This is a genomic window from Campylobacter sp. (genome assembly GCF_017646085.1).
Classification (GTDB): domain Bacteria; phylum Campylobacterota; class Campylobacteria; order Campylobacterales; family Campylobacteraceae; genus Campylobacter.
Window position 1 is genome coordinate 1 of the sequence record NZ_JAGCNF010000068.1, and the last position, 22,645, is coordinate 22,645.

Annotated in this window: 25 protein-coding genes; 17 read left to right on the top strand and 8 right to left on the bottom strand. The window is 32.9% G+C overall.

Going from position 1 to position 22,645, the window contains the following annotated elements:
• The 8 genes from J6V67_RS03585 to hisD form a co-directional block, all read left to right on the top strand.
• Positions 1-708 (top strand): hypothetical protein (locus J6V67_RS03585; RefSeq protein WP_291858886.1); only part of this gene is annotated, 708 nt, incomplete at its 5' end.
• Positions 695-1,396 (top strand): methyltransferase, encoded by a 702-nt coding sequence (locus J6V67_RS03590; RefSeq protein ID WP_291858889.1) that lies wholly within the window; start codon positions 695-697, stop codon positions 1,394-1,396. The genes J6V67_RS03585 and J6V67_RS03590, both read left to right, overlap by 14 nt.
• A complete protein-coding gene (locus tag J6V67_RS03595; protein ID WP_291858892.1) occupies positions 1,390-1,761 on the top strand; it encodes a YkgJ family cysteine cluster protein in 372 nt (123 codons plus the stop codon). The genes J6V67_RS03590 and J6V67_RS03595 overlap by 7 nt, the downstream gene beginning before the upstream one ends.
• A complete protein-coding gene (locus J6V67_RS03600) occupies positions 1,737-2,978 on the top strand; it encodes a hypothetical protein (RefSeq protein WP_291858895.1) in 1,242 nt (413 codons plus the stop codon). The genes J6V67_RS03595 and J6V67_RS03600 overlap by 25 nt, the downstream gene beginning before the upstream one ends.
• Positions 2,975-3,748, top strand: a complete 774-nt coding sequence (gene trpC / locus J6V67_RS03605; RefSeq protein ID WP_291858898.1) for an indole-3-glycerol phosphate synthase TrpC — start codon at positions 2,975-2,977, stop codon at positions 3,746-3,748. The genes J6V67_RS03600 and trpC overlap by 4 nt, the downstream gene beginning before the upstream one ends.
• A complete protein-coding gene (locus J6V67_RS03610; RefSeq protein ID WP_291858901.1) occupies positions 3,738-4,250 on the top strand; it encodes an HIT domain-containing protein in 513 nt (170 codons plus the stop codon). The genes trpC and J6V67_RS03610 overlap by 11 nt, the downstream gene beginning before the upstream one ends.
• Positions 4,225-4,956 carry a YaaA family protein gene (locus J6V67_RS03615; RefSeq protein ID WP_291858903.1) on the top strand — a complete coding sequence of 244 codons (732 nt, stop codon included), beginning with the start codon at positions 4,225-4,227 and terminating at the stop codon, positions 4,954-4,956. The genes J6V67_RS03610 and J6V67_RS03615 overlap by 26 nt, the downstream gene beginning before the upstream one ends.
• A gap of 50 nt (positions 4,957-5,006) precedes the next feature.
• Positions 5,007-6,287, top strand: coding sequence for a histidinol dehydrogenase (gene hisD, locus J6V67_RS03620; protein ID WP_291858905.1), 1,281 nt, complete (start codon positions 5,007-5,009; stop codon positions 6,285-6,287).
• Between the two features lie 32 nt (positions 6,288-6,319).
• Here hisD and J6V67_RS03625 read toward each other — a convergent pair whose 3' ends face one another.
• Genes J6V67_RS03625 through J6V67_RS03635 form a run of 3 tightly spaced genes read right to left on the bottom strand, consistent with a single transcriptional unit; the run spans position 6,320 to position 8,880 of the window.
• Positions 6,320-7,006, bottom strand: a complete 687-nt coding sequence (locus J6V67_RS03625; protein WP_291858907.1) for a methyltransferase domain-containing protein — start codon at positions 7,004-7,006, stop codon at positions 6,320-6,322.
• Positions 7,007-7,015: 9 nt separating this feature from the next.
• Positions 7,016-7,696, bottom strand: coding sequence for a bifunctional 2-polyprenyl-6-hydroxyphenol methylase/3-demethylubiquinol 3-O-methyltransferase UbiG (locus J6V67_RS03630; RefSeq protein ID WP_291858908.1), 681 nt, complete (start codon positions 7,694-7,696; stop codon positions 7,016-7,018).
• On the bottom strand, positions 7,693-8,880 hold the full coding sequence (locus tag J6V67_RS03635) for an ATP-grasp domain-containing protein (protein ID WP_291858910.1): 1,188 nt from the start codon (positions 8,878-8,880) through the stop codon (positions 7,693-7,695). The genes J6V67_RS03630 and J6V67_RS03635 overlap by 4 nt, the downstream gene beginning before the upstream one ends.
• Before the next feature lie 120 nt (positions 8,881-9,000).
• Between J6V67_RS03635 and J6V67_RS03640 the strand changes: the two genes are divergently transcribed.
• The gene (locus tag J6V67_RS03640) at positions 9,001-9,753 is read left to right on the top strand and encodes a flagellin (RefSeq protein ID WP_291858912.1); all 753 of its coding nucleotides are present in this window, start codon (positions 9,001-9,003) and stop codon (positions 9,751-9,753) included.
• A 26-nt stretch (positions 9,754-9,779) separates the two neighbouring features.
• Here the strand turns inward: J6V67_RS03640 and J6V67_RS03645 are convergent, their stop codons facing one another.
• From J6V67_RS03645 to J6V67_RS03665, 5 genes are read right to left on the bottom strand one after another with little or no spacing between them, the layout of a single operon-like run.
• A complete protein-coding gene (locus J6V67_RS03645) occupies positions 9,780-10,523 on the bottom strand; it encodes an ABC transporter ATP-binding protein (RefSeq protein WP_291858914.1) in 744 nt (247 codons plus the stop codon).
• A complete protein-coding gene (locus J6V67_RS03650; RefSeq protein ID WP_291858916.1) occupies positions 10,510-11,244 on the bottom strand; it encodes an ABC transporter permease in 735 nt (244 codons plus the stop codon). The genes J6V67_RS03645 and J6V67_RS03650 overlap by 14 nt, the downstream gene beginning before the upstream one ends.
• Complete coding sequence (locus J6V67_RS03655) at positions 11,241-12,170, bottom strand: ABC transporter substrate-binding protein (RefSeq protein WP_291858918.1); 930 nt, start codon at positions 12,168-12,170, stop codon at positions 11,241-11,243. The genes J6V67_RS03650 and J6V67_RS03655 overlap by 4 nt, the downstream gene beginning before the upstream one ends.
• Complete coding sequence (locus tag J6V67_RS03660; RefSeq protein WP_291858920.1) at positions 12,167-13,222, bottom strand: acyl-CoA dehydrogenase family protein; 1,056 nt, start codon at positions 13,220-13,222, stop codon at positions 12,167-12,169. Before J6V67_RS03660 ends, J6V67_RS03655 begins: the two co-directional genes overlap by 4 nt.
• A 9-nt stretch (positions 13,223-13,231) precedes the next feature.
• Complete coding sequence (locus J6V67_RS03665) at positions 13,232-13,762, bottom strand: OsmC family protein (protein WP_291858923.1); 531 nt, start codon at positions 13,760-13,762, stop codon at positions 13,232-13,234.
• 228 nt (positions 13,763-13,990) lie between these two features.
• On the opposite strand from J6V67_RS03665, the gene J6V67_RS03670 reads away from it, so the two are divergent.
• The 8 genes from J6V67_RS03670 to J6V67_RS03705 all read left to right on the top strand — a co-directional run bounded on the left by J6V67_RS03670 (position 13,991) and on the right by J6V67_RS03705 (position 22,583).
• Positions 13,991-16,192: an endonuclease MutS2 gene (locus tag J6V67_RS03670; RefSeq protein WP_291858925.1), complete on the top strand. Its 2,202-nt coding sequence runs from the start codon at positions 13,991-13,993 to the stop codon at positions 16,190-16,192.
• 14 nt (positions 16,193-16,206) lie between these two features.
• A complete protein-coding gene (locus J6V67_RS03675) occupies positions 16,207-16,803 on the top strand; it encodes a LysE family transporter (protein WP_291858927.1) in 597 nt (198 codons plus the stop codon).
• A 1-nt stretch (position 16,804) separates the two neighbouring features.
• On the top strand, positions 16,805-17,902 hold the full coding sequence (dapE, locus tag J6V67_RS03680; RefSeq protein WP_291858929.1) for a succinyl-diaminopimelate desuccinylase: 1,098 nt from the start codon (positions 16,805-16,807) through the stop codon (positions 17,900-17,902).
• Between the two features lie 65 nt (positions 17,903-17,967).
• Complete coding sequence (locus J6V67_RS03685) at positions 17,968-18,531, top strand: molybdopterin-guanine dinucleotide biosynthesis protein MobB (RefSeq protein WP_291858939.1); 564 nt, start codon at positions 17,968-17,970, stop codon at positions 18,529-18,531.
• Position 18,532: 1 nt separating this feature from the next.
• Entirely contained in the window at positions 18,533-19,366 is an 834-nt protein-coding gene (locus J6V67_RS03690; protein WP_291858931.1) for a class 1 fructose-bisphosphatase, read from the top strand.
• Entirely contained in the window at positions 19,359-19,682 is a 324-nt protein-coding gene (locus J6V67_RS03695; protein ID WP_291858933.1) for a hypothetical protein, read from the top strand. Before J6V67_RS03690 ends, J6V67_RS03695 begins: the two co-directional genes overlap by 8 nt.
• Before the next feature lie 18 nt (positions 19,683-19,700).
• Positions 19,701-21,593, top strand: a complete 1,893-nt coding sequence (gene metG / locus J6V67_RS03700) for a methionine--tRNA ligase (protein WP_291858935.1) — start codon at positions 19,701-19,703, stop codon at positions 21,591-21,593.
• A complete protein-coding gene (locus J6V67_RS03705) occupies positions 21,594-22,583 on the top strand; it encodes a hypothetical protein (RefSeq protein ID WP_291858937.1) in 990 nt (329 codons plus the stop codon). It begins immediately after the preceding gene.
• Positions 22,584-22,645: the final 62 nt, after the last annotated feature.

Here is a 22,645-nt window from a genome sequence, read left to right on the forward strand (position 1 = left end):
CTCCAAGCGCAAATCGATAGACAAAGAAGTGAGTATTTTAATGAATTAAATAGTAAAAACTCAGAGATAAAAAAGCTAAATTTAACTATAAAAAATATAAATGATAATAAAGAAAAAGAGCTAAAAGAGCTCAAAAAAGATCTACAAAATAGCTATAAAACTACTCAAACTGCAAGCGATAAAAAGATAAAAGAGCAGTATGAAAAGAGTCTAAAAGATCAAAATATGACAATTGCTAGCCTAAATGCAAAACTAGTAAATCAAGAGATTAATTATAAAAAAGAGTTAAAAAATAAAGAAAAAGAGTATAAAGATTCAATAATTGATTTAAGAAAAAAGATTGAATTTAACATAAGAGACGCCAATAAAAGCGCACAAAAAATAGATGAACTAGAGAAAAAAACAGCCAGTAAAGATAAAGAGATAGAACGCTTAAAATCACAAATTTTAAGCCTAAAAAGCGATATGAATAATACTAAAAAGCTGGCAAATTATGAGCTATTAAACTCAAAAATTACAGACTTAGAGATTAAAAATAGTGAGTTAAACTCACAAATTGCAACTATTATAAAAAAAGCTAAAGATACTATTGAAATGAATAAAAAAGAGCATAGTAAAGAGATAGAAAATCAAAAAAAATATTATGAAGAGCTAATAAAAAATATCAAAACCCAAGAGATAAATAGAGATACTAATGAGTCAGCTTGAGCTTTATCAGCTTCAAAATGGATATCGCTATAATAGCGATACTCTATTTTTATATGATTTTATCAGCGCTAGTAAGCTTAGGGGTGATATTTTAGATGTTGGATGCGGATGTGGGATTTTAGGGCTTTTGGTTGCTCGTGATAGCAGTGTAATCTTAAAAGGTATAGATATAAACCCTATAAATGTACAAATTAGCCAGCATAATGCTAGTGTAAATGGCATTGCTGCAGAGTTTATTGCTGAAGATTTTAGTGAATTTAGAAGCGAGATTAAATTTGATTTTATTATATCTAATCCGCCATTTTATCACTTTGGAGTAACAAAAAGTCAAAATGAACATATAGCAAACTCAAGATATAACGACTCTTTAAGTCTTGAGCAGTTTTTAGCTGGGGCTAATAGAAATCTAAAACCAAAAGGTGTGCTGTATTTTTGCTATGATGCAAAGCAAATTGGATTGATTTTAGCATTATTGGTTAAATTCAAACTAAATTTAACAAAGCTTAAATTTGTCCATTCTAAAAGAGGTCAAAACGCCAAACTAGCACTATTTGAGGCTAAAAAAAGTAGTAAATCTCTATGTGAGATTTTGCCACCTTTGATTGTTTTTGATGGGGATAATTTTAGCTTAGAAGCTAGTGAAATTTTTAAAAAAGCAAATACTATAAGTAAGGTTTATGAGTGTTAAAACAAGATGGATTTAATTATGAGTTTGACTCTAGTAAGTGCGATGAATGTGGCGGTAAATGCTGTACTGGCGAGAGTGGATATATCTGGATTGATGATAATGAGATAAAAAAACTTAGTGAATATTTAGGTTATAAGCCAGAGCTTATTAAAGAGATATTTTTAGAAAAATTTGATAATAAGTATAGTATTAAAGAAAAACCATATCAAAATGGCTGGGCGTGTATATTCTTTGATGAGAAAAATAAAAATTGCTCTATATATGAATTTAGGCCTAAGCAGTGTAGAACTTTCCCATTTTGGGAACATTTTAAGAAAAATTATAAAGAGTTGGAGATGGAATGTATTGGCGTAAGGCAGTTATAGCTTTAGCTTTTTTCTTGTGTGGTTGTGGAGTAGGTCAGCCGCATTTTAGCACCATTTATGATGTAGAAGATAATAGCGATTTAGATATTATGAGTGCTTATTTAATGATAGAAAATGGAGAAGTCGCAAATGCTAGTGATTTATTCTATCAATTATATCAAAAGAGTCAAAATGAGGTCTTTTTAAAAGAGTCTGCTAAACTAGCTTTAAGTACAAAATCAAATTCGTTATATAAATTAATGGATGAGCTAAAGGGCGATGACGCTCAAACGCTAAGGCTAAAAATCGGTTATGCTTTGTCAATTTATGAACTCAAAGAGGCTAAGCAGCTTGCTAAAAAGTTAATCAAAAAAGATAAAAGTAGCCAAAATTATATTTTATTAGCTAATATCTATGCTTTTGAAGATGATAAAAATCGTGCTATAAAGCTGTATAAAAGAGCATATGAAATTGATAAAAGTGAAGATAATATGATTCGTATAGTTAGCATTTTTAACGATTTCTTAGGCGATAGTATTGGGGCTACTAAGATTGCAAATGAGTGGATAAACCAAAATGGTTGCGGTCAAAGAACTTGCTATGTTTTGCTAGATTTATACTCAAATTTAGCCGATTTTGATAATATGGTAAAAATTTATGAAAAGCTATATTTAGAAAATGAGGCTAGCCAGTATCTTGTTAATGCGCTTGAGATTTTGCTATATAAAGAGAATTTTAAAGAGGCCAAAAGATTACTTAAAAAGTATGAATTTAACGATGATTTGCTCTCACAAATTTACGCTCAGCTAGGAGAATATAAAGAGGCCTATGCCTTAGCAGAGCAGCTTTATGAGCTAACTGATAATAAAGATTATAAAGCCAAAATGGCGATATATAAATATGAATTTAGCAAAACTAAAAATATAGAACAGATTATAAAACTTTTTGAAGAGTCTGTTTATGAGTTAGATAATTCAGTATATTATAATTATTATGGATATATATTAATTGACCATGATATTAACATCTATAAAGGTCTTGAACTAGCACTAAAGGCTTATGAGCTAAATCCTAAGTCGCCATATATAATAGACTCTGTAGCTTGGGGCTATTATAAACTTAAAAGATGTGATGAGGCCAAGGAGTGGATAGATAAGATAACGCCTGAATACCTAGAACAAAAGGAGTTTAAAATCCATTATAATCAGATTAAAAAATGTATAAAAGAGGCAAGATGATACTTCAAAAGATTATAGATAAAACTAAAATTGAGCTAGAAAAGCAAAAAAATGAGTTACCGTTTGCTTTGCTTAAAAGAGTGCTTAATCACTCACGCATTCCATTAAATCCGCTTAATAGCTTGCAAAATGGAATAAATATAATTGCTGAGGTTAAAAAGGCAAGTCCTAGCAAGGGCGTTATTTGTGCTGAATTTAATCCTTTAAAGATAGCATTAGAATATGAGCGAGCTGGTGTATGGGCTATAAGTGTATTAACTGAGCCATATTATTTTATGGGTAGTTTGGAGTATTTAGGCTTAATTCGTAGATTTGTCAATTTGCCTTTGCTTAGGAAAGATTTTATTATAGATAGATATCAGATAGCCCAGGCTAGAATTTATGGCGCAGATATTATATTATTAATTGCTAAGGCCCTAGATGTAAACAGCTTAAAAGAGCTATCAGATTATGCTAATGAGCTAAATTTAACAGTATTGATGGAGATTCATGATGAAGAAGATTTAGAAAAAGCTCTACAAACTGATGCTAAGCTAATAGGGATTAATCATAGAAATTTAGCTACATTTGATATGGATATGAGTCTAAGTCTAAGATTAAAAGAGAATATCCCAACTGATAGAGTAATAGTAGCAGAAAGCGGCTTGTACTCATATGAGCAGCTTTTAAATTTAAATCAAAATGGCGTTAAGGGATTTTTAATCGGTGAGCATTTTATGCGTCAAGATGACATTTATAAGGCTGTAATGGAGATAAAAAATGAAAGATGAGTTTGCTCCTTGGAGGGCAGAGTATTTTAGTAGGGATAAGAGTAGCAAATGTATATTTTGCGATATAGCTCAAAATCCACAAAATGATGCTGAAAATTTTGTACTATTTAGAGCTAAAAATTGCTTTGGTGTGATGAATAGATATCCATATACTTTGGGTGAGTTTATGGTTATTCCTTATGAACATATAGATAATATCGAAAGTTTAAATCCAGATATCTGGCTAGAGATAAGCGCAATAGTCCAAAAAGGTGTAGCTGTATTAAAAAATATCCTAAATGCAAGTGGTGTTAATATTGGGATGAATTTAGGGGCTGCAGCTGGCGCTGGTATAGCTGAGCATATACACTATCATCTTGTTCCAAGATGGGAGAGAGATACAAATTTTATTACTACAATTGCTTATACTAGAGTTCATGGGGTTCCATTTATGCAGCAATATAAGAGTTTAAAGAGTGAATTTCAAAGGTTAGAGCGTGAAGATCCTATTTTCTCCAAGTGAAGCTAAGAAGCCAACCCCAAATCCACTTAACTCGCCTATTAATTCAATAATTTGCGATAGAGATGAGATATTACAAAAGTATTATGATATAGTAAATAGTCAAGATGAGAGTATTTTAGGAGATATTTTTGGCGTAAAAAGTACTAGTGATATAGCCAAAATAAAAAATTTAATGATGCAAAAAATCTATCATAAAGCTATTTTGATGTATGATGGAGTTGCATATGAAGCGTTAGATTATTTAAATTTAGATGAAGTAGCATCTAGATATATAGATGAAAATTTACTTATCTTTTCTAATCTTTATGGAGTATTAAAAGCTGGAGATTATGTGCAGTTTTATAAACTCAAACAAGGTAAAAAAATATCACAAATAGATAGCGCAAAATATTATAAACCAAGACTTGATAAAATATTAGATGAGATTTTAGAAGGTGAGGATATACTTGATCTTAGGGCTGGATATTATGATAAATTTTATAGTATAAAAACCCCATATATAACTATGAAATTTTTAAAAAATAGTAAAGTTGTCAGCCACTTTGCCAAGCATTATCGTGGATTGATTTTGCGTGATTTAGCACTTAATAAAGCTAGTAATTTTGATGAATTAATGCAGATTAAATTTCCAAATCTAAGTCTATTAGAGATTAGAAAAACTAAGCTAAAAAGTGAGTTAGTCTTTGAGATTAGTGATGATTGTTAGATTTAGATTGGCTAAAATAGGATATAATTTACAATTTTAAGGAGATGTTTATGAAAATTTTATATAGTAATGCAGTAAATTTTAAAGATGAATTTAGAGCATTAGTAGATCGATCAAATATAGATATGCAAAGCGTAATGCCAATTGTAAATGGAATTATTAATGATATTAAAGAGCGTGGCGATGTTGCTTTAAATGAGCAGATAGCTAAATTTGACAAGTGGGAAGTAAATGGTAATTTAGCTATAACCACTAATGAGATGAAAGAGGCCTATGATAATCTAGATAGCAAACTAAGAGATGCTTTAGAACTAGCATATAAAAGAGTAAAAGCTTATCACGAAAAGCAAGTAGAAAAATCATGGATAGATTTTGAGCCAAGTGGTGCTATACTAGGCCAAAAAGTTACCCCAGTAGATCGTGCTGGCTTATACATTCCAGGTGGCAAAGCTGCCTATCCTAGCTCGCTAATAATGAATGCAGTTCCAGCTATAGTGGCTGGAGTTAAGGAAATAGTAGTTTGTACCCCAGCAGTAGGCGGAGAGGTAAATTCACTCTTGCTTGCAGCTATGCATCTTTTAGGAATCAAAACTGCATATAAGGTTGGAGGTGCTAGTGCTGTTGCTGCTATGGCATATGGTACGCAAACTATTAAAAAAGTAGATGTAATTACAGGCCCTGGTAATATCTTTGTCGCTACTGCAAAAAAGATGGTATATGGTGATGTAAATATAGATATGATAGCAGGACCAAGCGAGATAGGTGTAATAGCTGATGAGAGTGCTAACCCTACTCATATAGCTATTGATTTATTAAGTCAGGCTGAGCATGATGAGATTGCTAGTAGCTTTTTGATTACATTTAGTGCTGATTTTGCAAAAAAAGTAAATGATGAAATTCAGCGATTATTACCAAATTTAAAAAGATATGAGATCGCTAAAGCTAGTATAGATAATAAAGCTGCTATTATCATAGCAAACAATATGGATGAGTGTGTTGAGCTGATGAATGCTTTAGCTGTAGAACATTTAGAAATTGCTACAGATAATGCATATGAGTATTTGCCACGCATTAAGCATGCTGGGGCAATCTTTTTAGGTCATTATACGCCTGAGGCTATCGGGGATTATCTAGCTGGGCCTAATCATACACTTCCTACTGGTGGAAGCGCTAGATTTTTCTCACCTTTGAGCGTGAGTAATTTTATCAAAAAAAGCTCTATAATATCGATGAATAAAAAAGCAATAGATGAGCTTGGAAGTGCTTGTATGGCTCTAGCTGATGCTGAAGGGTTAGAGGCGCATAAGCTATCGGTTGAATTTAGAATGTAATTTGAGATTTAAGCCCAAGTTAGGGCTTAAATTTAGTTTATTGGTGTAGCTTGGATATTTATATAGTCGTGTTTTATAGCGCCATTATCTAGCCAAAAATGGTTCTTTTCTATGCTGATGATTTTTAAGCCAGCGCTATTTATTATCTCTTTAATCATATCTAAACTATAAAAGCTAAAAATAAGCCCCTTATGAGTTGGTTCAGTAATCTCATATAAATTTTCTCCAAGCACTTTTGCATCGCTCTTTAGACTATCATCAGTTGAAACAAAATTTATTAAAATTTTACCATTTTCATTTAGATGAGATTTTAGTGATTTTAAAATCTCCAAAGCGATATTTGGCGTATATAAATATATCATTTCATAGACAATTATACCATCTAGCTTTGTATCGCCTAAAATCTCATCTATTGAGCGATTTTTATTGCTATAAAGTTCTAATACTCCACCACGAGCTGTTATGATCGGCTTTAGCCTAGCTTTGGCTAAATCTAGTGGCTTTTGATTTAGGTCGATACCAATTAATCTAGTAGCACCTGCACGGCTAAAGCACTCTAGATGGCGACCATTAGCACAGCCAAAGTCTAGAACGCTTTTAAATTTATTCTTAAAAGCAAAACGCACGACAGGCTCACTTGGATAGACTCTATCTCCAGCTAAAACTAAATCTTCCCAAAGCTCAAAATGCTCTTTATAATCTTCTACGCTATTTCTCATTTTTATCCTTTAAATTTTCTTAGCTTCTATTATATGCCATGAGTTTATTATAGAGCCATTATCGGTGGTAAATCTCTCGCCATCTATGCTAAGTATCTCCAGCCCAGCATCTTTATAAATCGCTTTTATATCATCTAAATTTGGTATATAATATAGCATTCCTTTATGGCTATCACGCTCTATTATAAATGTGTCTTTTTCAATCTCTTTTCCATTGCCATATAGTGAATCTTCTTGTGTTCTCCAAGTGGCTATTACTTTTCCGCCAGGTTTTAATACACTAGCAAACTGTTTAAACATATCGCTAGTTACATAGTGTGCATTAGCAAGGGTTATCCCCCAGCAGACTACGCAGTCTAGCTCATCTTTTATTAGCTCTTTTAATTTTTTATTTTGATTGTTTTGATATAGGTCGCATTTTATGTTATATTTTTGGCATCTTTGCTTAGCTACATCTAGTACTGAGCGGTTATAATCTACACCAATTATATGCTCTAGTCCAGCCCTAGCCATCATCTCAAGATGCCTACCATCTCCACACCCAAAGTCTAAAATAGTTTTAAATTCTTTGCGATTAGCATATATATAACGAGTTAGATACTCATTAGGATATAGTAGCATTCCACTACTTACATGCTTACCCCATAGTTCGTAGGCATCTTCTTGGGCCTTTATTACTTCTTGATTCATTTTTTAATCCTTTTAAAATTTGATATTAATTTTTGAGCGTTATTCATACACTCCTCTTTAGAGTTAGCTTCTATGATAGCATAGCCTCTACTCATTATACTTGCACCATCTATGACCTTGCTTAGTGGTGAGCTGATATGGCATTGGTAGTCGATTATTCCTAGTTCATCTTTAAGAGTGTCAAATTCAGCCATTTGACACTCACCTTCAAGGTCAAAATAACGAATTATCATATTTTTAAGAAATTTAACCTCAAAGCTATAAGGTAAATTTAGACTACGATTTATCCACTCTTTAGTAGGATTTACTCCAGTTACAAGCTCGATAAATTTGCTTAGATGGTGTCCGCTTGGCCTAGTAGCTAGCTCGATAATAAATGGCTCACCACTTGGAGTAATGATGAGATCAGCATTTAATAAAGTGTTATCAATATTTAAAGTAGCGATAATCTCTTGTATATATTTGCTTACAGCTGGAATTTCGCTGGTACTAATGTTGCCAATTGCTTGCCTGTAAGGTAGAGGAGTAATGAACTTTTGACGCATTAAAATATGATGAAAGACGCCATCTATCACCACAGCATCTAGCCCATACTCTATACCATCTATAAGCTCTTCAATTATAAAATCCTCTTTTGTAAATTTGCTATCTTTTAAGATATTTTCTAGTTCAATAGCATCTTTTATAGCTATTACATCTTTGCTTCCACTACCAAATCTAGGTTTAATTATTAGCGGGAATTTAAACTCGCTGATATCTAAATTTGGCCTAACTAGTTTAAATTTAGCATTTCTTAAATTTTTTATTGGCTTTATTTGCAACCCAGAACCCCCCCCCGTAAGTGCTAGGGCAAATTTGAGCTTATCAGTGCAAATATCAGCCATCTCAAAGCTAAAGCCATCAAGCTTATAGTAGTCATTTAAAGCACCAATAGTATTAAGACATCTGCCAATTGGTACAGGTAAAATCACTGCTGGTATTAGCCCATCACGCTCTAAAATTGCTATTATTTTATTTGGATTTGCGATATCTTCGTTATATGATATATCAGCTTCTTTTAGTCCTGGTGCTGCAGGATTGATATCAAATGCAACAACTTTTAGCCCAAGTTTTTTAGCATGAGCTATAGCAATTAAGCTTTCACTACTAGCACCAATAAGCAAAGCTACAGGGATTTTATCCACGAATTTCCTTTAAATTTTGTGGCGAGATTATATCCTAAACTTACTAAATTTACCCCTAAATTAGGTGAAAATTAAGCTAAATTTAGTTAGAATTTAAAGTAGTAAAATAAGGAGTATGAAATGAAGATAAATGACTACTCAAATAGTATGCAAAATTACTATCTAGATAATGCTAAAAATAGCGCTAATAAAGCTTTAGATAATATATCAGCTAATCGTGCGATAAGCGGAAGCGATAGTGCAAATATGGTGATTGCTAATGCTCTTTTAAGCGATGCAAATGCTATATCTCAAGGGGTAAATAATGCAAATGATGCAATTGGTGTATTGCAAATTGCTGATGGTGCATTGCAAAATCTAACCAATAGCGCTGATAGAATAAATGAATTATCAATTCGTTCAAATAGCCTAGCTATGGATAGCAACTCAAGAGCTGCTATTACAAAAGAGGCTCAAGCACTTAAAATATCTATGCAAGATACGCTAAATTCAACTAGCTTTAATGGTCAAAATATATTTGGTTCGACTATGAACTTTCAAACATCAAGCTCACAGACGACAATCTCACTAAATGCTCCAAATATTAGCTCAATAGATGTAAGCTCACAAGAGAGTATTGCAACATTTAGAGATAGTGTAAATTCGATGCGTACAGATATTGGTAGTACTCAGCAAGGGCTACTTAGTGACATTAATGCTAGTATTACAGCAGCAAATTCAGCTAGGTCTAGCGAATCACAACTACAAAATAATGATGTAGTTAAAAATCTAAGCGATTTAAACAAGGCAGATTTGTTACTAAATAGCACAACCCTAACTGCAGCACACAATATGACACTGCTTGCTCAGCAAGTATCAACTCTGTTAAGATAATAAAGATAGCCAAATTTGGCTATCTTTTAAATCATATATTCTATATCTTCTACTTGTCCGTTTATTAGCTTATAAATGGTTGATTTTAGCTCAAAATACTTTGGAGTATTTGGAGTAAATTTAGGATTTTGTAGCTCTTTGATTATTTTTCCAGCGTGCAAAATGACAATCTTATCCACTAAAAGTATAGCCTCATCAATATCGTGAGTTACAAAGATAACTTGTTTATTTTGCATTAGTGCTTTTAGCTCACTTTGTAAATTTGCTCTTACTACTGGATCTAGCGCACTAAAAGGCTCATCTAAAAATAGCACCTTTGGATCTAAACTCAAAGCTCTAGCAATTGCAACTCTTTGAGATTGGCCGCCACTTAGGCTATTTGGATATAAATTCATCTTATCTTTTAATCCTACTAGGCTTAGATATTTTTTGGCTATTTCATCTATTAGTTTTTTATCTTTTAAGCCAGAGCATTTTAGGGCAAATTTAATATTATCAAGCGCAGTAAGCCACGGCATTAAGCAGTAGTGCTGCATTATTATTTGACGTTCTTTAGAGTTTGGGATTTTGTTTTTAAAGCTCTCGTTATCAAATTTAATCTCTCCACTATCAAAATTTTCAAGTGAGCTTAAAATTTTTAAAATCGTACTTTTACCACTCCCACTAGAGCCTAAAAGAACACAAAACTCGCCATTATCGATTTTTAAATTTATATCATCTAAAACAGATATATCACCAAATGATTTTTTAAGATTTTTAATCTCTATCATAGCCATATCTCCTTGATGTTTGTTTTTCAATTACTCCAAATGCTAAATTTATTAACATTCCAATTATACCAATTGTTATAATTACAGCTAGTAAGATATCAATTCTTAGCTGATTTCTACTATCAATTATCATATATCCAAGACCAGTTTGAGCACCTAGCATTTCACCTACTACAAGATTAATCCATGCTAAAGATGCTGCTAGGCGTAGGCTTGAAATTAGTGATAAAAAGCTTGAAGGCAGTATTACGCCAGTAAAAATTTGTAATCTTGATGCACCAAAGTTTTTAGCTACAGTTATAAGTTCGCTTGGAAGATCTTTTATAGCCTTAATACTTAGTAAAAGTACTGGAAAAAATACTGAATATGCAATTATAAAAATTGTAGGCATATTGCCAATTCCAAAGATTATAAGCACAATAGGCACCCATGCAATAGGTGAAATCGGCCGCAAAATACTAAAAAGTGGCTCAAATGCACTAGCGATTTTAGGATAAAATCCAAAAATAAATCCAATCACAATCCCAGCCAAAGCCCCAAAAGTAAGCCCTAAAATATATCTATATAATGAATCAATTATACCAACACTTAAGACTCCACTAGTAATAATTTGATTAAATGCTTCAAGCGTACGAAGCGGTGAAGGGATTAAATTTGAACTAAAAATATCCCATAAAATCACTACTACAGCAATCACTATAAACTGCCAAAAATATCTCATATCACACTCTCCAAATAGCTACTAATATCAAGTTTTTTTAGCTCATTACTAGCTAAATTTACTCTTATTAAAAACTGCTTTAACTCCTCTAGCTGGCTTTTGCTAACGCTTAAATCATTATAAGAGATTATACCTTTTTGAATTGTATCATCTATTATATTTAACTCTTGACCTAAAATTTTAGCACCACTTACTGCGGCCTCGCTTGGGCTAGAATTAGCAAATTTAGCAGCACTTTTAAAAGCTGCGATTAGCTCTTTTGCTATACTACTACGGATTAATTCGCTAGTGAAATTTAGCAAGCAGCATATATGATTTGGCTCAATATCTTTGCTAAAAATCAAATTTTTAGCCCCGTATTTGACTGCAAGTTGACCAAAAGGCTCAGCTACTATGTATGCATCTAATCTACCTGTTAATAGAGCAAATGGCATCTCAGTAGGTGCCATATCGATTAAATTTACTTTAATTCCATGCTTGTTAATAAGCTTATCAAGAATAAAATAGTGACTAGAAAATCGTGAGGGAATTCCTACATTTTTGCCATCAAGTTCGCTAATGCTATTTATATTTTGATTTGCAATTATCGCTGAGCCATTTTTGTGGGCAGCCATTACGACTTTGATATCGACACCACTAGCTTTTAGCATTAATCCAAGCGGAGCTAGTAAAAACGCCCCATCAATAGCTCCAGCCCTAAGTGCTTCAGAGAGGTCTGCCCAGCTAGCAAATTTAATCCCAACTATCTCGTGAGTATCGCTAATAAATATATCCTTAGCAATTATTAATAAATGATCGCAGATTGGTAGGTATCCAATCTTTATCCCTTTTTTAAATTTGTTTTTAAATTCACTATTTGCCACACAATTTGAGGCACTAAAAGCTAAAAAACCAGCTAAAAATTCTAAAGCATTCCGTCTATTCATAGCTTGCTTTTCCATGAATTTATACAGCCCCTACCAGCTTTTACTTCGCTTATCTCTTTTAAAAGATGCTTGATACTTGGAGTGACTATCAGTACAAAGTTGCCTTCTCTTTGAAGGCGTGCTACTTTTGAACCTTCTAAATACCCTCTAGCACCGCTAAAAAGTACCGCTGCTGATGTAATCTTTTGGGTTAATCTTGAACCTAGTAGTCTAGTCTCTAAAATCTCTAAAGGGTTTACATTATTAATATTTTTAGCTAAATTTTGAACTAAATTTAAAAGAGATATATACTCATCTTGCAAGCTTTTAAAATCAAATTCCAAATATGAATTAATATCAGCATGGCTTGCATTTGATTTGTTAATCTCTTCAAGGCTTGCTTTGATAATTCCAGCTGCTATACCAGTTTGTAATAGAATAAATCCTGGCGTTATACGCACTAGATACTCATAGATATTTTGAGCTAAAATATCATTATAGCTTAAAAAATAATCTTTTATAACTACGCTTTTTGTGGCTGAGCCTTCTAAAGTGGCGTATTTAATAGATGATTTTAGTTTAGCATTATTTCCAACTCTTATAACGCCCATTACTGGCGTATTGCTCTCATCTAAGGCAATAGCACCAAAAATGCTATTCTCGCTAATATTTGATACCCATGCAAGATTGCCATTAATGATATATCCGCCTTCTACTTTTGTAGCCTTTAGGTGATTTTTTTCAATTCCAGCAAAGGCTTTCATAGGATTAGAAAGTGCTGTACCACCTAGAATTTGACCACTATAAAGCTTTGGTAATAGCTCGTTTTTTAACTCTGTATTATCGCTATTTATAAGGTAGTAGATGATAGCAAATTGGCACCACATGCAAAATCCACTTGTACCGCAAATTTTAGAGATCTTGGCTATATTTTCTATAGCTTTATATAAATCTGTTCTAGATTGTAATACGGCAAAATCGCCATTTTGGGCGATTTGTTCTAATATCTCTTTAGGGTATATACCTTCTTTATCTATTAAGTGTGCTAATTTTGCTAATTTTTGTAGTGCCATTTTTTATCCTTATTTAGCTTCTAAATTTACCTGTCTAAGCAGAGTATTTGCTACTGGTGAATACTTTAGAGCGTGAGCAATTAAAGCATTTTTTCTCTCTTCATCTGCATTGCTTTCTAGTATTACATTTACTCTAACATCTGTAAATCCAAGTGGTTTTTCGCTTAGATCGCCAGTTCCCCATACTGCAGTGATATTTAGATCACCTTCAAGCTCGACTTCAAGTTTGGTAATAACTATATTTTGAGCTATTGCATTAGCGTGAATTCCTACAGCTATACAGCTTCCAAGTGCTGCAAGAACAGCCTCGCTAGGATTTGGTGCAGTATCATCGCCTAAAAGCGTAGGCGGTTCATCTACTATATATGCGGGTAGATTTCTTATATAGTTAGCGTGGCGAAATTTACCCTCAGCTACTGTGCGACATTTTAGAGTTTTGATAACATCTGGATTTTCTTTTCCAGCTTTGATTAGAGCCTCTAGACCAGCTTTGTCAATTGGGTCTAGTCTTGTACATGAATTTATAGCGCAGTTTGCCATTTTTATCTCCTTATTAAAATATAGTAAAAAGATATATTAATCTTTTAATGCAAGAATTATACCAATAAAATAGCTATTTGTCAATATAAAGTAATTTAATATATTTTATAAATATCTAAATTTGGATTTAAATTTAATAAGTTGAATTTAACTCAAATTCCCATAAAATGGATAGATTTAAGCCAAAATTAGTATAATTGAGTTTTAAATTAATTTTTGTAGGATTTTATGAAAGAACTATTTAAAAAGCTAGATTTAAATGAATATTTAAGTGCTTATAATGAATTTTTATCTCGCCCTAAGCCACTTTTTATAAGTGGAGATAGCAGGGCAAATTATGAAAAAATAGAAGAGATTTCACAAATTAATCTAAAAAGCCCAAAAGAGGTAGCTAATCTAGATGATGCACTAATGAGGTTATCTAAACAGGCTGTTTTGCATATTAGTGAGATATATGAGTTTAGTAAGATTATAGGGTATTTTAAATATCTAAAAACTCAAAATTTTGCTCCTAAAATGCGTAGTTATTTAGATAAAATCGAAATTCCAGCTAATATAGAACAAATTGATCAATATTTTGATGAAAATGGCGAATTTAAAGAGAGCATTGATGAGCGTCTTATCTCTATTAACGAAGCTTATAAAAATAAAAAACGCCAAATAGATGAGAGTTTAAAAAAGTTAATTTATACTAAAAGCCTTACTCCATACTTAGTAGATACTCAAATTCACTATATCAACTCTAATGAGGCTTTATTGGTTCGTGGAGGATTTAATCACGCTTTAAAGGGTACAGTAATTAGTAGGAGTAGTGGTGGTTATTTTTATGTTTTGCCTGATATTGTAAGTAGCTTAAAGAGCCAGCAAAGCGATTTGCTAGATAAAAAAGAGGAGATTTTATACGAACATGCCAAGATAATTAGCTCAATATTTAGCAAAAACTTACCATTTTTGAAATTTATTAACTCAGCTTTTGACTATGTAGATAGCTTAATTTCTAGGGTAAACTTTGCTAGGAGTAGAGACTATAATTTTGTGCTTGCTAACTCTAGTAAAGATATAATTTTAAGTGAGTTTGCTCATCCGGCTCTAAAAAATCCAAAGAGAGTTAGTGTGGATTTTCGTGGTAAAATTTTGCTAATAACTGGGGTGAATGCTGGTGGTAAAAGTATGCTTTTAAAGAGTATAATGAGTGCGGCATTACTGGCTAAGTATCTACTTCCAATGAGTATAAATAGTGCTAAATCTAGTATTGGTAGCTTTAAAGAATTTGAGGCTATCATAGAAGATCCGCAAAACTCTAAAAACGATATATCAACTTTTGCTGGAAGAATGATTGGATTTAGTAAAGTTTTGGGTAAAAAGCAGATATTAATTGGTATTGATGAGATTGAGCTAGGAACTGACTTTGAAGAGGCAGCTAGCTTATATAGTGTTTTGCTTAGTTCAATGATGAAAAATGATGTTAAAATGGTTATAACTACTCACCATAAACGCCTTGCTATGCTACTAGCTAAAAATAGCGAAGTTGAGCTTTTAGCAGCTTTATATGATGAGCAACACTCAAGACCAAAGTATGAGTTTTTAAAAGGAATAATTGGTAAAAGTTATGCTTTTGAGACTGCTAGTAGATATGGAATTCCTGCAAATCTCGTATCTAGTGCTAAAAGTGCATATGGTGATGATAAAGAGAATTTAAATGAAATGATCTCAAAGGCGATAAATTTAGAATTAGAACTAAAATTAAAAATTGAGAATATAAAAGAAAAAGAGCTAAAGTTAGATCTGCTTTTAAAGGATGCTAAAGAGGCAAAAGTAAAAGCTGATGATATGCTAAGAGCAAGATTAAATGCTTTAGAAACTGAATTTTACAAAGCTATAAATGAGGCAAAAAGAGGTATAAATCTAAAAGATACTAAAGATAAACAAAGAAGCCTAAATAATGCAAATAATATGGCAAAATCGATTAAAAAACCTGAGATTATAAGTGAACCACCAAAACTAAAAGTAGGTGATAGAGTCAAGTATGATAAGATAAAAGGTGTAGTAGTAAGCCTAAGTAAAAATGACGCAACTATAGATAGCAATGGAGTAAGCTTTAGAGTGCCAATTTCTTTACTTAAAATCACTAGTCAAGATCCGCTAAATAACCAAAACAAGGTAAATGTAAGCGTAGCTAGACCAACAAGTGCTAGCGTGATGATTGACCTACATGGACTACGTGCAGAAGAGGCAATAGATAGATTAGATAAATTTATATCAGATAGTTTATTAGCTGGCTTTGATGAGGTCTTAATCAAACATGGAATCGGTACTGGCAAGCTAGCTTATGCAGTAAAAGAGTTTTTAAAATCACACCCTAGTGTAAAAGCCTTTAAAGATGGTACGCCAAGCGAGGGTGGATTTGGTTCAAAAGTTGTTAAATTATAACTAAAAGGTTTATAGTGCAAGGATTTATAGAGGGATTAGCTTTGGGTTTTGGTGCAGCTGTACCTATTGGCCCAGTAAATGTGCTTATAATGAGCTATGCTTTAGTAAGATTTAGCCTTGGCTTTGGTGTTGGACTGGGTGCGATGGCTGTAGATATGGGATATCTATTTGGAATTAGCTTTGGTGTTTTGAAATTTAGCCAAAATGAGCTTTTAACTCAAATTTTAGCTATTTTTGGATCTATTTTTTTATTGTATATCGCCTATTTAACATTTTATGGAGCTAGAAATTTAGCTACGCAAAAAAGCGGGCTTAATGGTTCATTTTGGAGCTGTTTTGCTAAGGGTGCTTTAATGAATTTAGTAAATCCATATATAATTGGCTTTTGGCTCTCTGTTAGCGGGATTGTAGCACTTTTGCCAAATGCTATTATGGGGCTTGCTGGATTATTTGTCAGTATTGCTAGCTGGGTAATATTTTTATCGCTTATAGTGAGTCGTTCTAAAAAATTTATAGGAGCTAAAGCGCAAATAGCATTTGCTTATATCTCAGCAATTTTAATGGCAGGATTTGCTATTATACTAATATATAATACATTTTTAAAGGGTTAAAATGGAAGTTATCGAGCTTTTAAAAGAGTTACTTAAATTTAGAAGTATTACACCAGATGATGATGGTGCGATGAATTATATCACGCTATTTATGAATGAATTTGATGCAAAGCTTTTAGAAATTAATGGGATAAAAAATCTCATTCTTACTAAAAAATTTGGCGATGGGGCGCATTTGTGCTTTGCTGGTCATATAGATGTAGTGCCTCCAGGACAAGGATGGAGTAGCGATCCATTTGAACCAGTTGATAAAGATGGATATATCTATGCTCGTGGAGCTCAAGATATGAAAAGCGGTGTAGCTGCTATGCTTCAAGCATGTAAGGATGCAAGTGAATTTAATGGAACGCTAAGCCTAATAATAACTAGCGATGAAGAGGGTGATGGAATCTATGGAACAAAAGAGGCCTTAAAATATCTTCAAGAAATAGGTGAGTTGCCTGAATTTGCTATAGTAGCTGAGCCAACTTGTGCTAAGAAGATTGGCGATACAATTAAAATTGGTCGTCGTGGATCGATTAATGGTGTAGTAACTATAAAAGGCGTTCAAGGTCATGCTGCCTATCCAGATAAATGCATAAATCCAATTCATCAAGCAAGTGCTGTATTAGCTGATTTTGCTGGGTATGATATGGATGCTGGAAGCAGATATTTTGACCCTTCAAAAATAGTAATTACTGATATTAGGGGCGGTATGGAGGTGTGCAATGTTACTCCAAATGGGCTTAAGATAATGTTTAATATTAGAAATTCAGACTTAACAAACTATGAAGATGTCAAGCAATATTGTGAGCATATTTTTAACGGGCTTGATTATGAGCTAAGCCTAAAGGAGAGTTCAAAACCATTTTTAACTGATGAGAACTCAAAAATTGCTTTAAATTTAAAATCTAGTATAGAAAAAATTTGCAATATATCTCCAGAGTTTAGTACTACTGGCGGCACAAGTGATGCTAGATATTTTGCTGCTTTTGGCGTACCTGTTGTGGAGTGTGGCGTAGTAAATGATAGAATTCACGCTGTCGATGAGAGGGTAGGTGTGAGCGAAGTGGAGATGCTTTATAAGATTTTTAGCGATTTAATTAGTGATTTTAAATAAGATTAACTAATTTCGTTTTTTAAGATTGTTTTGGCTAAAATTAGGTAAATTTAAAAGGAAATATCATTAAAAGATTAGCTGTAGCCTTTAGTGGGGCTAGTGGAAGCGGCAAGACAACATTGATATCAAAGGTAGCAAAAGAGCTTATAGGTCGTGGATTTAAGGTTGCTATAACCAAACACGATCCAGGAGATAAGGCTAAATTTGATTATGAAGGTAAAGATAGCTATATCTATAGCAGTATTGGCGCAGATGTAGCAGTTGTAAGTCCAAATAGAACAACACTATTTTTAAGAAATGGACTTTTTGGTGGTAATGAGCGGATTGGTTTAGACTCTCATAAAACCAAAAGTGAAAAATTTGAGCCAAATTTGGAGAATTTCGAGAGCGAGATGGCAAGTTTAATAAACCATTTTGGCGAGTTTGATTATCTTATAATAGAGGGGTTAAAAAGCATTAGACTTCCTAGAATTACAGTTTTTAGAGATGAGATTATAGAGGATTTTATCCCTTTTAGTAATGCGTTTGCGACAAATATAGCAGAGTTTAGTGCTGATGGGGATAAATTTGGCTTAGATGATATAGATAAAATTATAAATTGGATAGATAAAAACGCAAAAAAGGTATAAAATGCAAGAGATTATAAAAGCAGTCCAAGATATCGCTATAAAAATTAGCGAAGTATTAAAATATGGTGATTTAGGTTATGCAGCTAGTTCAAATGCTACTGGCGATACTCAGCTAAAGCTTGATATTCTAAGCGATGAGATAATAGAAAATAGACTAAAAGAGTTAAAATGTGTAAGCGCTATTATTAGTGAAGAAAAAGAGTCGCCACTGCCAATAGATAAAAATGGCAAATATATTATTGCTTATGATCCGCTTGATGGAAGTAGCTTAGTAGATGTTAATTTTGCTGTTGGGTCAATTTTTGGTATCTATAAAGACTCTTTAGAAGCTAAAAATTTAGTAGCAGCAATATATACGGTTTATGGACCTAGAGTTGAGATGGTAGTGTGCGAAGATAAACCAGAGTTATTTAGACTTGATAGAAATGGTGAGTTTAAATTTATTAAAACTCTAGAATTAAAAGAAAAAGGTAAATTAAATGCAACAGGTGGCACACAAAAAGGCTGGAGCGACTCGCATAGATCTATGGTAAAATCATTATTTGATGATGGTTATAGACTTAGATATAGTGGTGCTATGGTAAGTGATTTACATCAAGTTTTATTAAAAGGCGGTGGATTATTTAGCTATCCATCTACGCCAGATGCACCAAATGGTAAGCTTAGGCTTGCTTTTGAGGTATTGCCATTTGCCTATATATATGAAAAAGCGGGTGGGGCTACAACTAATGGAGTAAATTTAAGTTTATTAGATATTAAAATTGAGCAGACTCATCAGACTACTCCTTGCTATTTTGGTTCTAAATTTGAGATTGATAGAGTAAGAAATGGCTAAACTTACTGAATTTAAAGGAATAAATGAGGGTGAGCTAAATGCCAAGGAGGCTTTACTTAAAGAGTGTATCGCTCAAAACTCAGCTGGCCAAAACTGCTCTGAGTGTCAAAGGGTTTTTAATTGTGATAAGATAAAGGAATTTGTGACTTTGCAGTTTGATATAGCAATTGCTAAGCTTAGGCAGTGTCAAGCATCAAATAATAGAACAAGCTGTATGGATTGTGGAGATTTTTTTGAGTGTAATATTAGAAGCAACTATGTAGATGCAACATATGAGAAAATGAACGAGGGTCGTGGTGGCCAGTTTGATTTTTAGTAAATTTAAAGGATAATGATGAAGAAATTTATAACAACACCAATATACTATGTAAATGATGTTCCACATATTGGGCACGCTTATACTACAATAATTTGTGATACATTAGCTAGATTTTACCGCTTAAGAGGAGATGATGTATTTTTCTTAACTGGTACTGATGAGCATGGTCAAAAGATAGAAGAAGCAGCCAAAAGTCGTAGCAAAAGTCCAAAAGAGTATGCTGATGAGATTAGTGCTAAATTCAGAGCTTTATGGGATGAATTTGAGATTAGCTATGATCATTTTATTCGTACGACCGATGATTATCACAAGATCACAAGTCAAAATGTATTTGCTAAAATGCTTGCAAATGGTGATATATATAAAGGCGAGTATGAGGGTAGCTACTGTGTTAGTTGCGAGAGTTTCTTTGCTGCTAATCAATTAATAGATGATGAGTGTTGTCCAGATTGTGGTAAAAAGACTAGACTAGTTAAAGAAGAGAGCTACTTTTTTGCATTATCAAAATATCAAGATAGACTTTTAAAATGGTATGAAGATGACAAATGCGTTTTACCAAAAGGTAAGAAAAATGAAGTTATAAGTTTTGTTAAAGGTGGATTAAAGGATCTGTCTATTACTAGAACGAGCTTTGAGTGGGGGATAAAGCTACCTGAGTCTTTAAATGAACCAAAGCATGTGATGTATGTATGGCTAGATGCACTAGTTAATTATCTTTCAGCCTTAGGATATAGTAGGGGCGAAGAAAAAATGGAGTATTGGAATAATACCCTTCATATGGTTGGTAAAGATATTTTACGCTTTCATGCTGTGTATTGGCCAGCATTTTTGATGAGTTTAGAGCTGCCACTACCTGTGAGCGTAGCAGCGCATGGCTGGTGGACTAGAGATGGCGTAAAGATGAGTAAAAGCCTAGGCAATGTAGTAAATCCAAAAGAGGTAGCTGACGCATATGGTCTAGAAGCTTTTAGATACTTCTTGCTTAGAGAAGTTCCATTTGGCCAAGATGGAGACTTTTCTCAAAAAGCATTAATAGATCGCATAAATAGTGAGTTAAGCAATGATCTTGGAAATTTATTAAGTAGAATAGTGGGTATGAGTTCAAAATATTCAGCTAATGTAATTAACTCAAATAGTGTAAAAGAGTTTTATCATAATGAACTTGAATTGGCAAAAACGCATATAGATCAAGCTCTTTCTAGCTTAGAAGATATCGCTCCAAATAGATACTTAGAAGAGCTTTGGAAGGTTTTAAATATAGCAAATGCTGCAATAGCTAAGTATGAACCATGGAATTTAATCAAAAATGGTAAAGAAAATGAGGCAAATGCATTAGTAGCTTTAGTAGCAAATTTGCTAGCTAAAGTAGCAATTCTTTTAAGTCCAGCTATGCCAAAAACAGCTCAAAAGATAGCAGACGCTCTTGAATTTAAGATCGACACTCAAAGCTTTAAAGAGCTTATAATTGATTCAAATTTAGTTAATTTTAAAGCAAATTCAGTTACTCCTTTATTTGTCAAGATAGAACAAGAGCTAATGACTCCACCTCCAGTAGTAAATATAGAGGAGTCAAAAATTAAAGATGAAGAGATTAAGATTGATGATTTTAAAAAGTGTGTAATTAAGGTCGGAACAATACTAGAGTGTGATAATATAGAAGGTAGCGATAAATTGCTTAAATTTAGTATTGATTTAGGCGAGCAAAAACCAAGACAGATTATTAGTGGAATAGCTAAATATTATGAGCCAAAAAGTCTAGTAGGTAAGCAAGTTTGCGTTTTAGCAAATCTAAAACCGGCTAAGATATTTAAACATTTAAGCGAAGGTATGATATTAAGCGCAGAGGATGGAAGCTTAACACTTCTTGGTACGCACGCACCAGTAAAAAATGGAGCAATTGTCGGATAAATGAGAATAGAAAACCTAACCACACTAGTAAATGGCGAGTTAAAAAATAGTCCTAAGATTAGCATGATAAATGGATTTTGTATAGATCCAAATAGCGTTAAAGTTGGTATGGCTTATTTAGCCTTAAATGCTACAATTGATGATGCATTGATGGCTATAAAGGGTGGTGCTTATGCTATTATTACTGATCTTAGTTTAAATAGTAAAGATGATGAAATAGCTATTATTAAAGTTGATAGTGTGGTTATGGCAATGCTTAGATTGATGAGGTTTCTCTCAGCTCAAAAGGAGCTTAGATTTGTTCATCTTACAAGATTGCAAAATTCGATTTTAGAATGCTTATATCTACCTAAATCGCTTTGTTTGTTAAATCAAGATTTAAGCCAAGCCTTTATGCAGATACTTGAGGCAGAAAATGATATGGTAGTTTTAAGCTATGATGAGGCGATGATTGATAGGCTTAGCTTTTCTCATGCAAGTCTAAGCGATGATAGTCTAAGCGATTTACATTATGAGCTTATGGATAATGGATCGCTTTTTTACACTACGATTTTATTTAAAAACAACTACTATAGTGAGCTTAAATTTCCTAATATTTTTATTAAAGATTTAGTTTGTGTGATGAGGTTTTTTGATGAGTATGGCGTAGGATTTAAGGTTCATAGTTTTGATAAATTTAGCCATTTTAGGGCGATTTTTGTTGATAAATTTTTTGTGATGAAAGAATTTGGCCAAAGCCATAGAGCGATAATTTGCGAAAGCGATGAGGAGCTTTTTAGGTTAGAGGCTACGCTTTTAAGGCAGAAATTTAGTGATATTATTATCTGTGCTAGGGCTAGTAGTAGTGTAGCGTTTATGGCTGATTTTGTATATAATGATGTAGAAGATATAAAAAAGCTTGATGAGTTTAGATATGCCTTAGTTTTTGAACATTATGAAGATATAGAGGCTGTGTTGGCTCAAAGCATAGATGAGCCAACACTATTTTAATTTAATAAACATTGCCTTTTGACAAAGATGACTGTTTGTTAAATTCAATTTCTAGATCTAAA

Coding starts and splice junctions, on each gene's coding strand:
- dapE (WP_291858929.1), top strand. CDS start 16,805: ATGGAAGTTATCGAGCTTTTAAAAGAGTTACTTAAATTTAGAAGTATT.
- J6V67_RS03630 (WP_291858908.1), bottom strand. CDS start 7,696: ATGAATCAAGAAGTAATAAAGGCCCAAGAAGATGCCTACGAACTATGG.
- trpC (WP_291858898.1), top strand. CDS start 2,975: ATGATACTTCAAAAGATTATAGATAAAACTAAAATTGAGCTAGAAAAG.
- J6V67_RS03690 (WP_291858931.1), top strand. CDS start 18,533: ATGCAAGAGATTATAAAAGCAGTCCAAGATATCGCTATAAAAATTAGC.
- J6V67_RS03610 (WP_291858901.1), top strand. CDS start 3,738: ATGAAAGATGAGTTTGCTCCTTGGAGGGCAGAGTATTTTAGTAGGGAT.
- J6V67_RS03650 (WP_291858916.1), bottom strand. CDS start 11,244: ATGAGATATTTTTGGCAGTTTATAGTGATTGCTGTAGTAGTGATTTTA.
- J6V67_RS03640 (WP_291858912.1), top strand. CDS start 9,001: ATGAAGATAAATGACTACTCAAATAGTATGCAAAATTACTATCTAGAT.
- J6V67_RS03600 (WP_291858895.1), top strand. CDS start 1,737: ATGTATTGGCGTAAGGCAGTTATAGCTTTAGCTTTTTTCTTGTGTGGT.
- hisD (WP_291858905.1), top strand. CDS start 5,007: ATGAAAATTTTATATAGTAATGCAGTAAATTTTAAAGATGAATTTAGA.
- J6V67_RS03660 (WP_291858920.1), bottom strand. CDS start 13,222: ATGGCACTACAAAAATTAGCAAAATTAGCACACTTAATAGATAAAGAA.
- J6V67_RS03705 (WP_291858937.1), top strand. CDS start 21,594: ATGAGAATAGAAAACCTAACCACACTAGTAAATGGCGAGTTAAAAAAT.
- metG (WP_291858935.1), top strand. CDS start 19,701: ATGAAGAAATTTATAACAACACCAATATACTATGTAAATGATGTTCCA.
- J6V67_RS03695 (WP_291858933.1), top strand. CDS start 19,359: ATGGCTAAACTTACTGAATTTAAAGGAATAAATGAGGGTGAGCTAAAT.
- J6V67_RS03670 (WP_291858925.1), top strand. CDS start 13,991: ATGAAAGAACTATTTAAAAAGCTAGATTTAAATGAATATTTAAGTGCT.
- J6V67_RS03665 (WP_291858923.1), bottom strand. CDS start 13,762: ATGGCAAACTGCGCTATAAATTCATGTACAAGACTAGACCCAATTGAC.
- J6V67_RS03655 (WP_291858918.1), bottom strand. CDS start 12,170: ATGAATAGACGGAATGCTTTAGAATTTTTAGCTGGTTTTTTAGCTTTT.
- J6V67_RS03625 (WP_291858907.1), bottom strand. CDS start 7,006: ATGAGAAATAGCGTAGAAGATTATAAAGAGCATTTTGAGCTTTGGGAA.
- J6V67_RS03590 (WP_291858889.1), top strand. CDS start 695: ATGAGTCAGCTTGAGCTTTATCAGCTTCAAAATGGATATCGCTATAAT.
- J6V67_RS03645 (WP_291858914.1), bottom strand. CDS start 10,523: ATGATAGAGATTAAAAATCTTAAAAAATCATTTGGTGATATATCTGTT.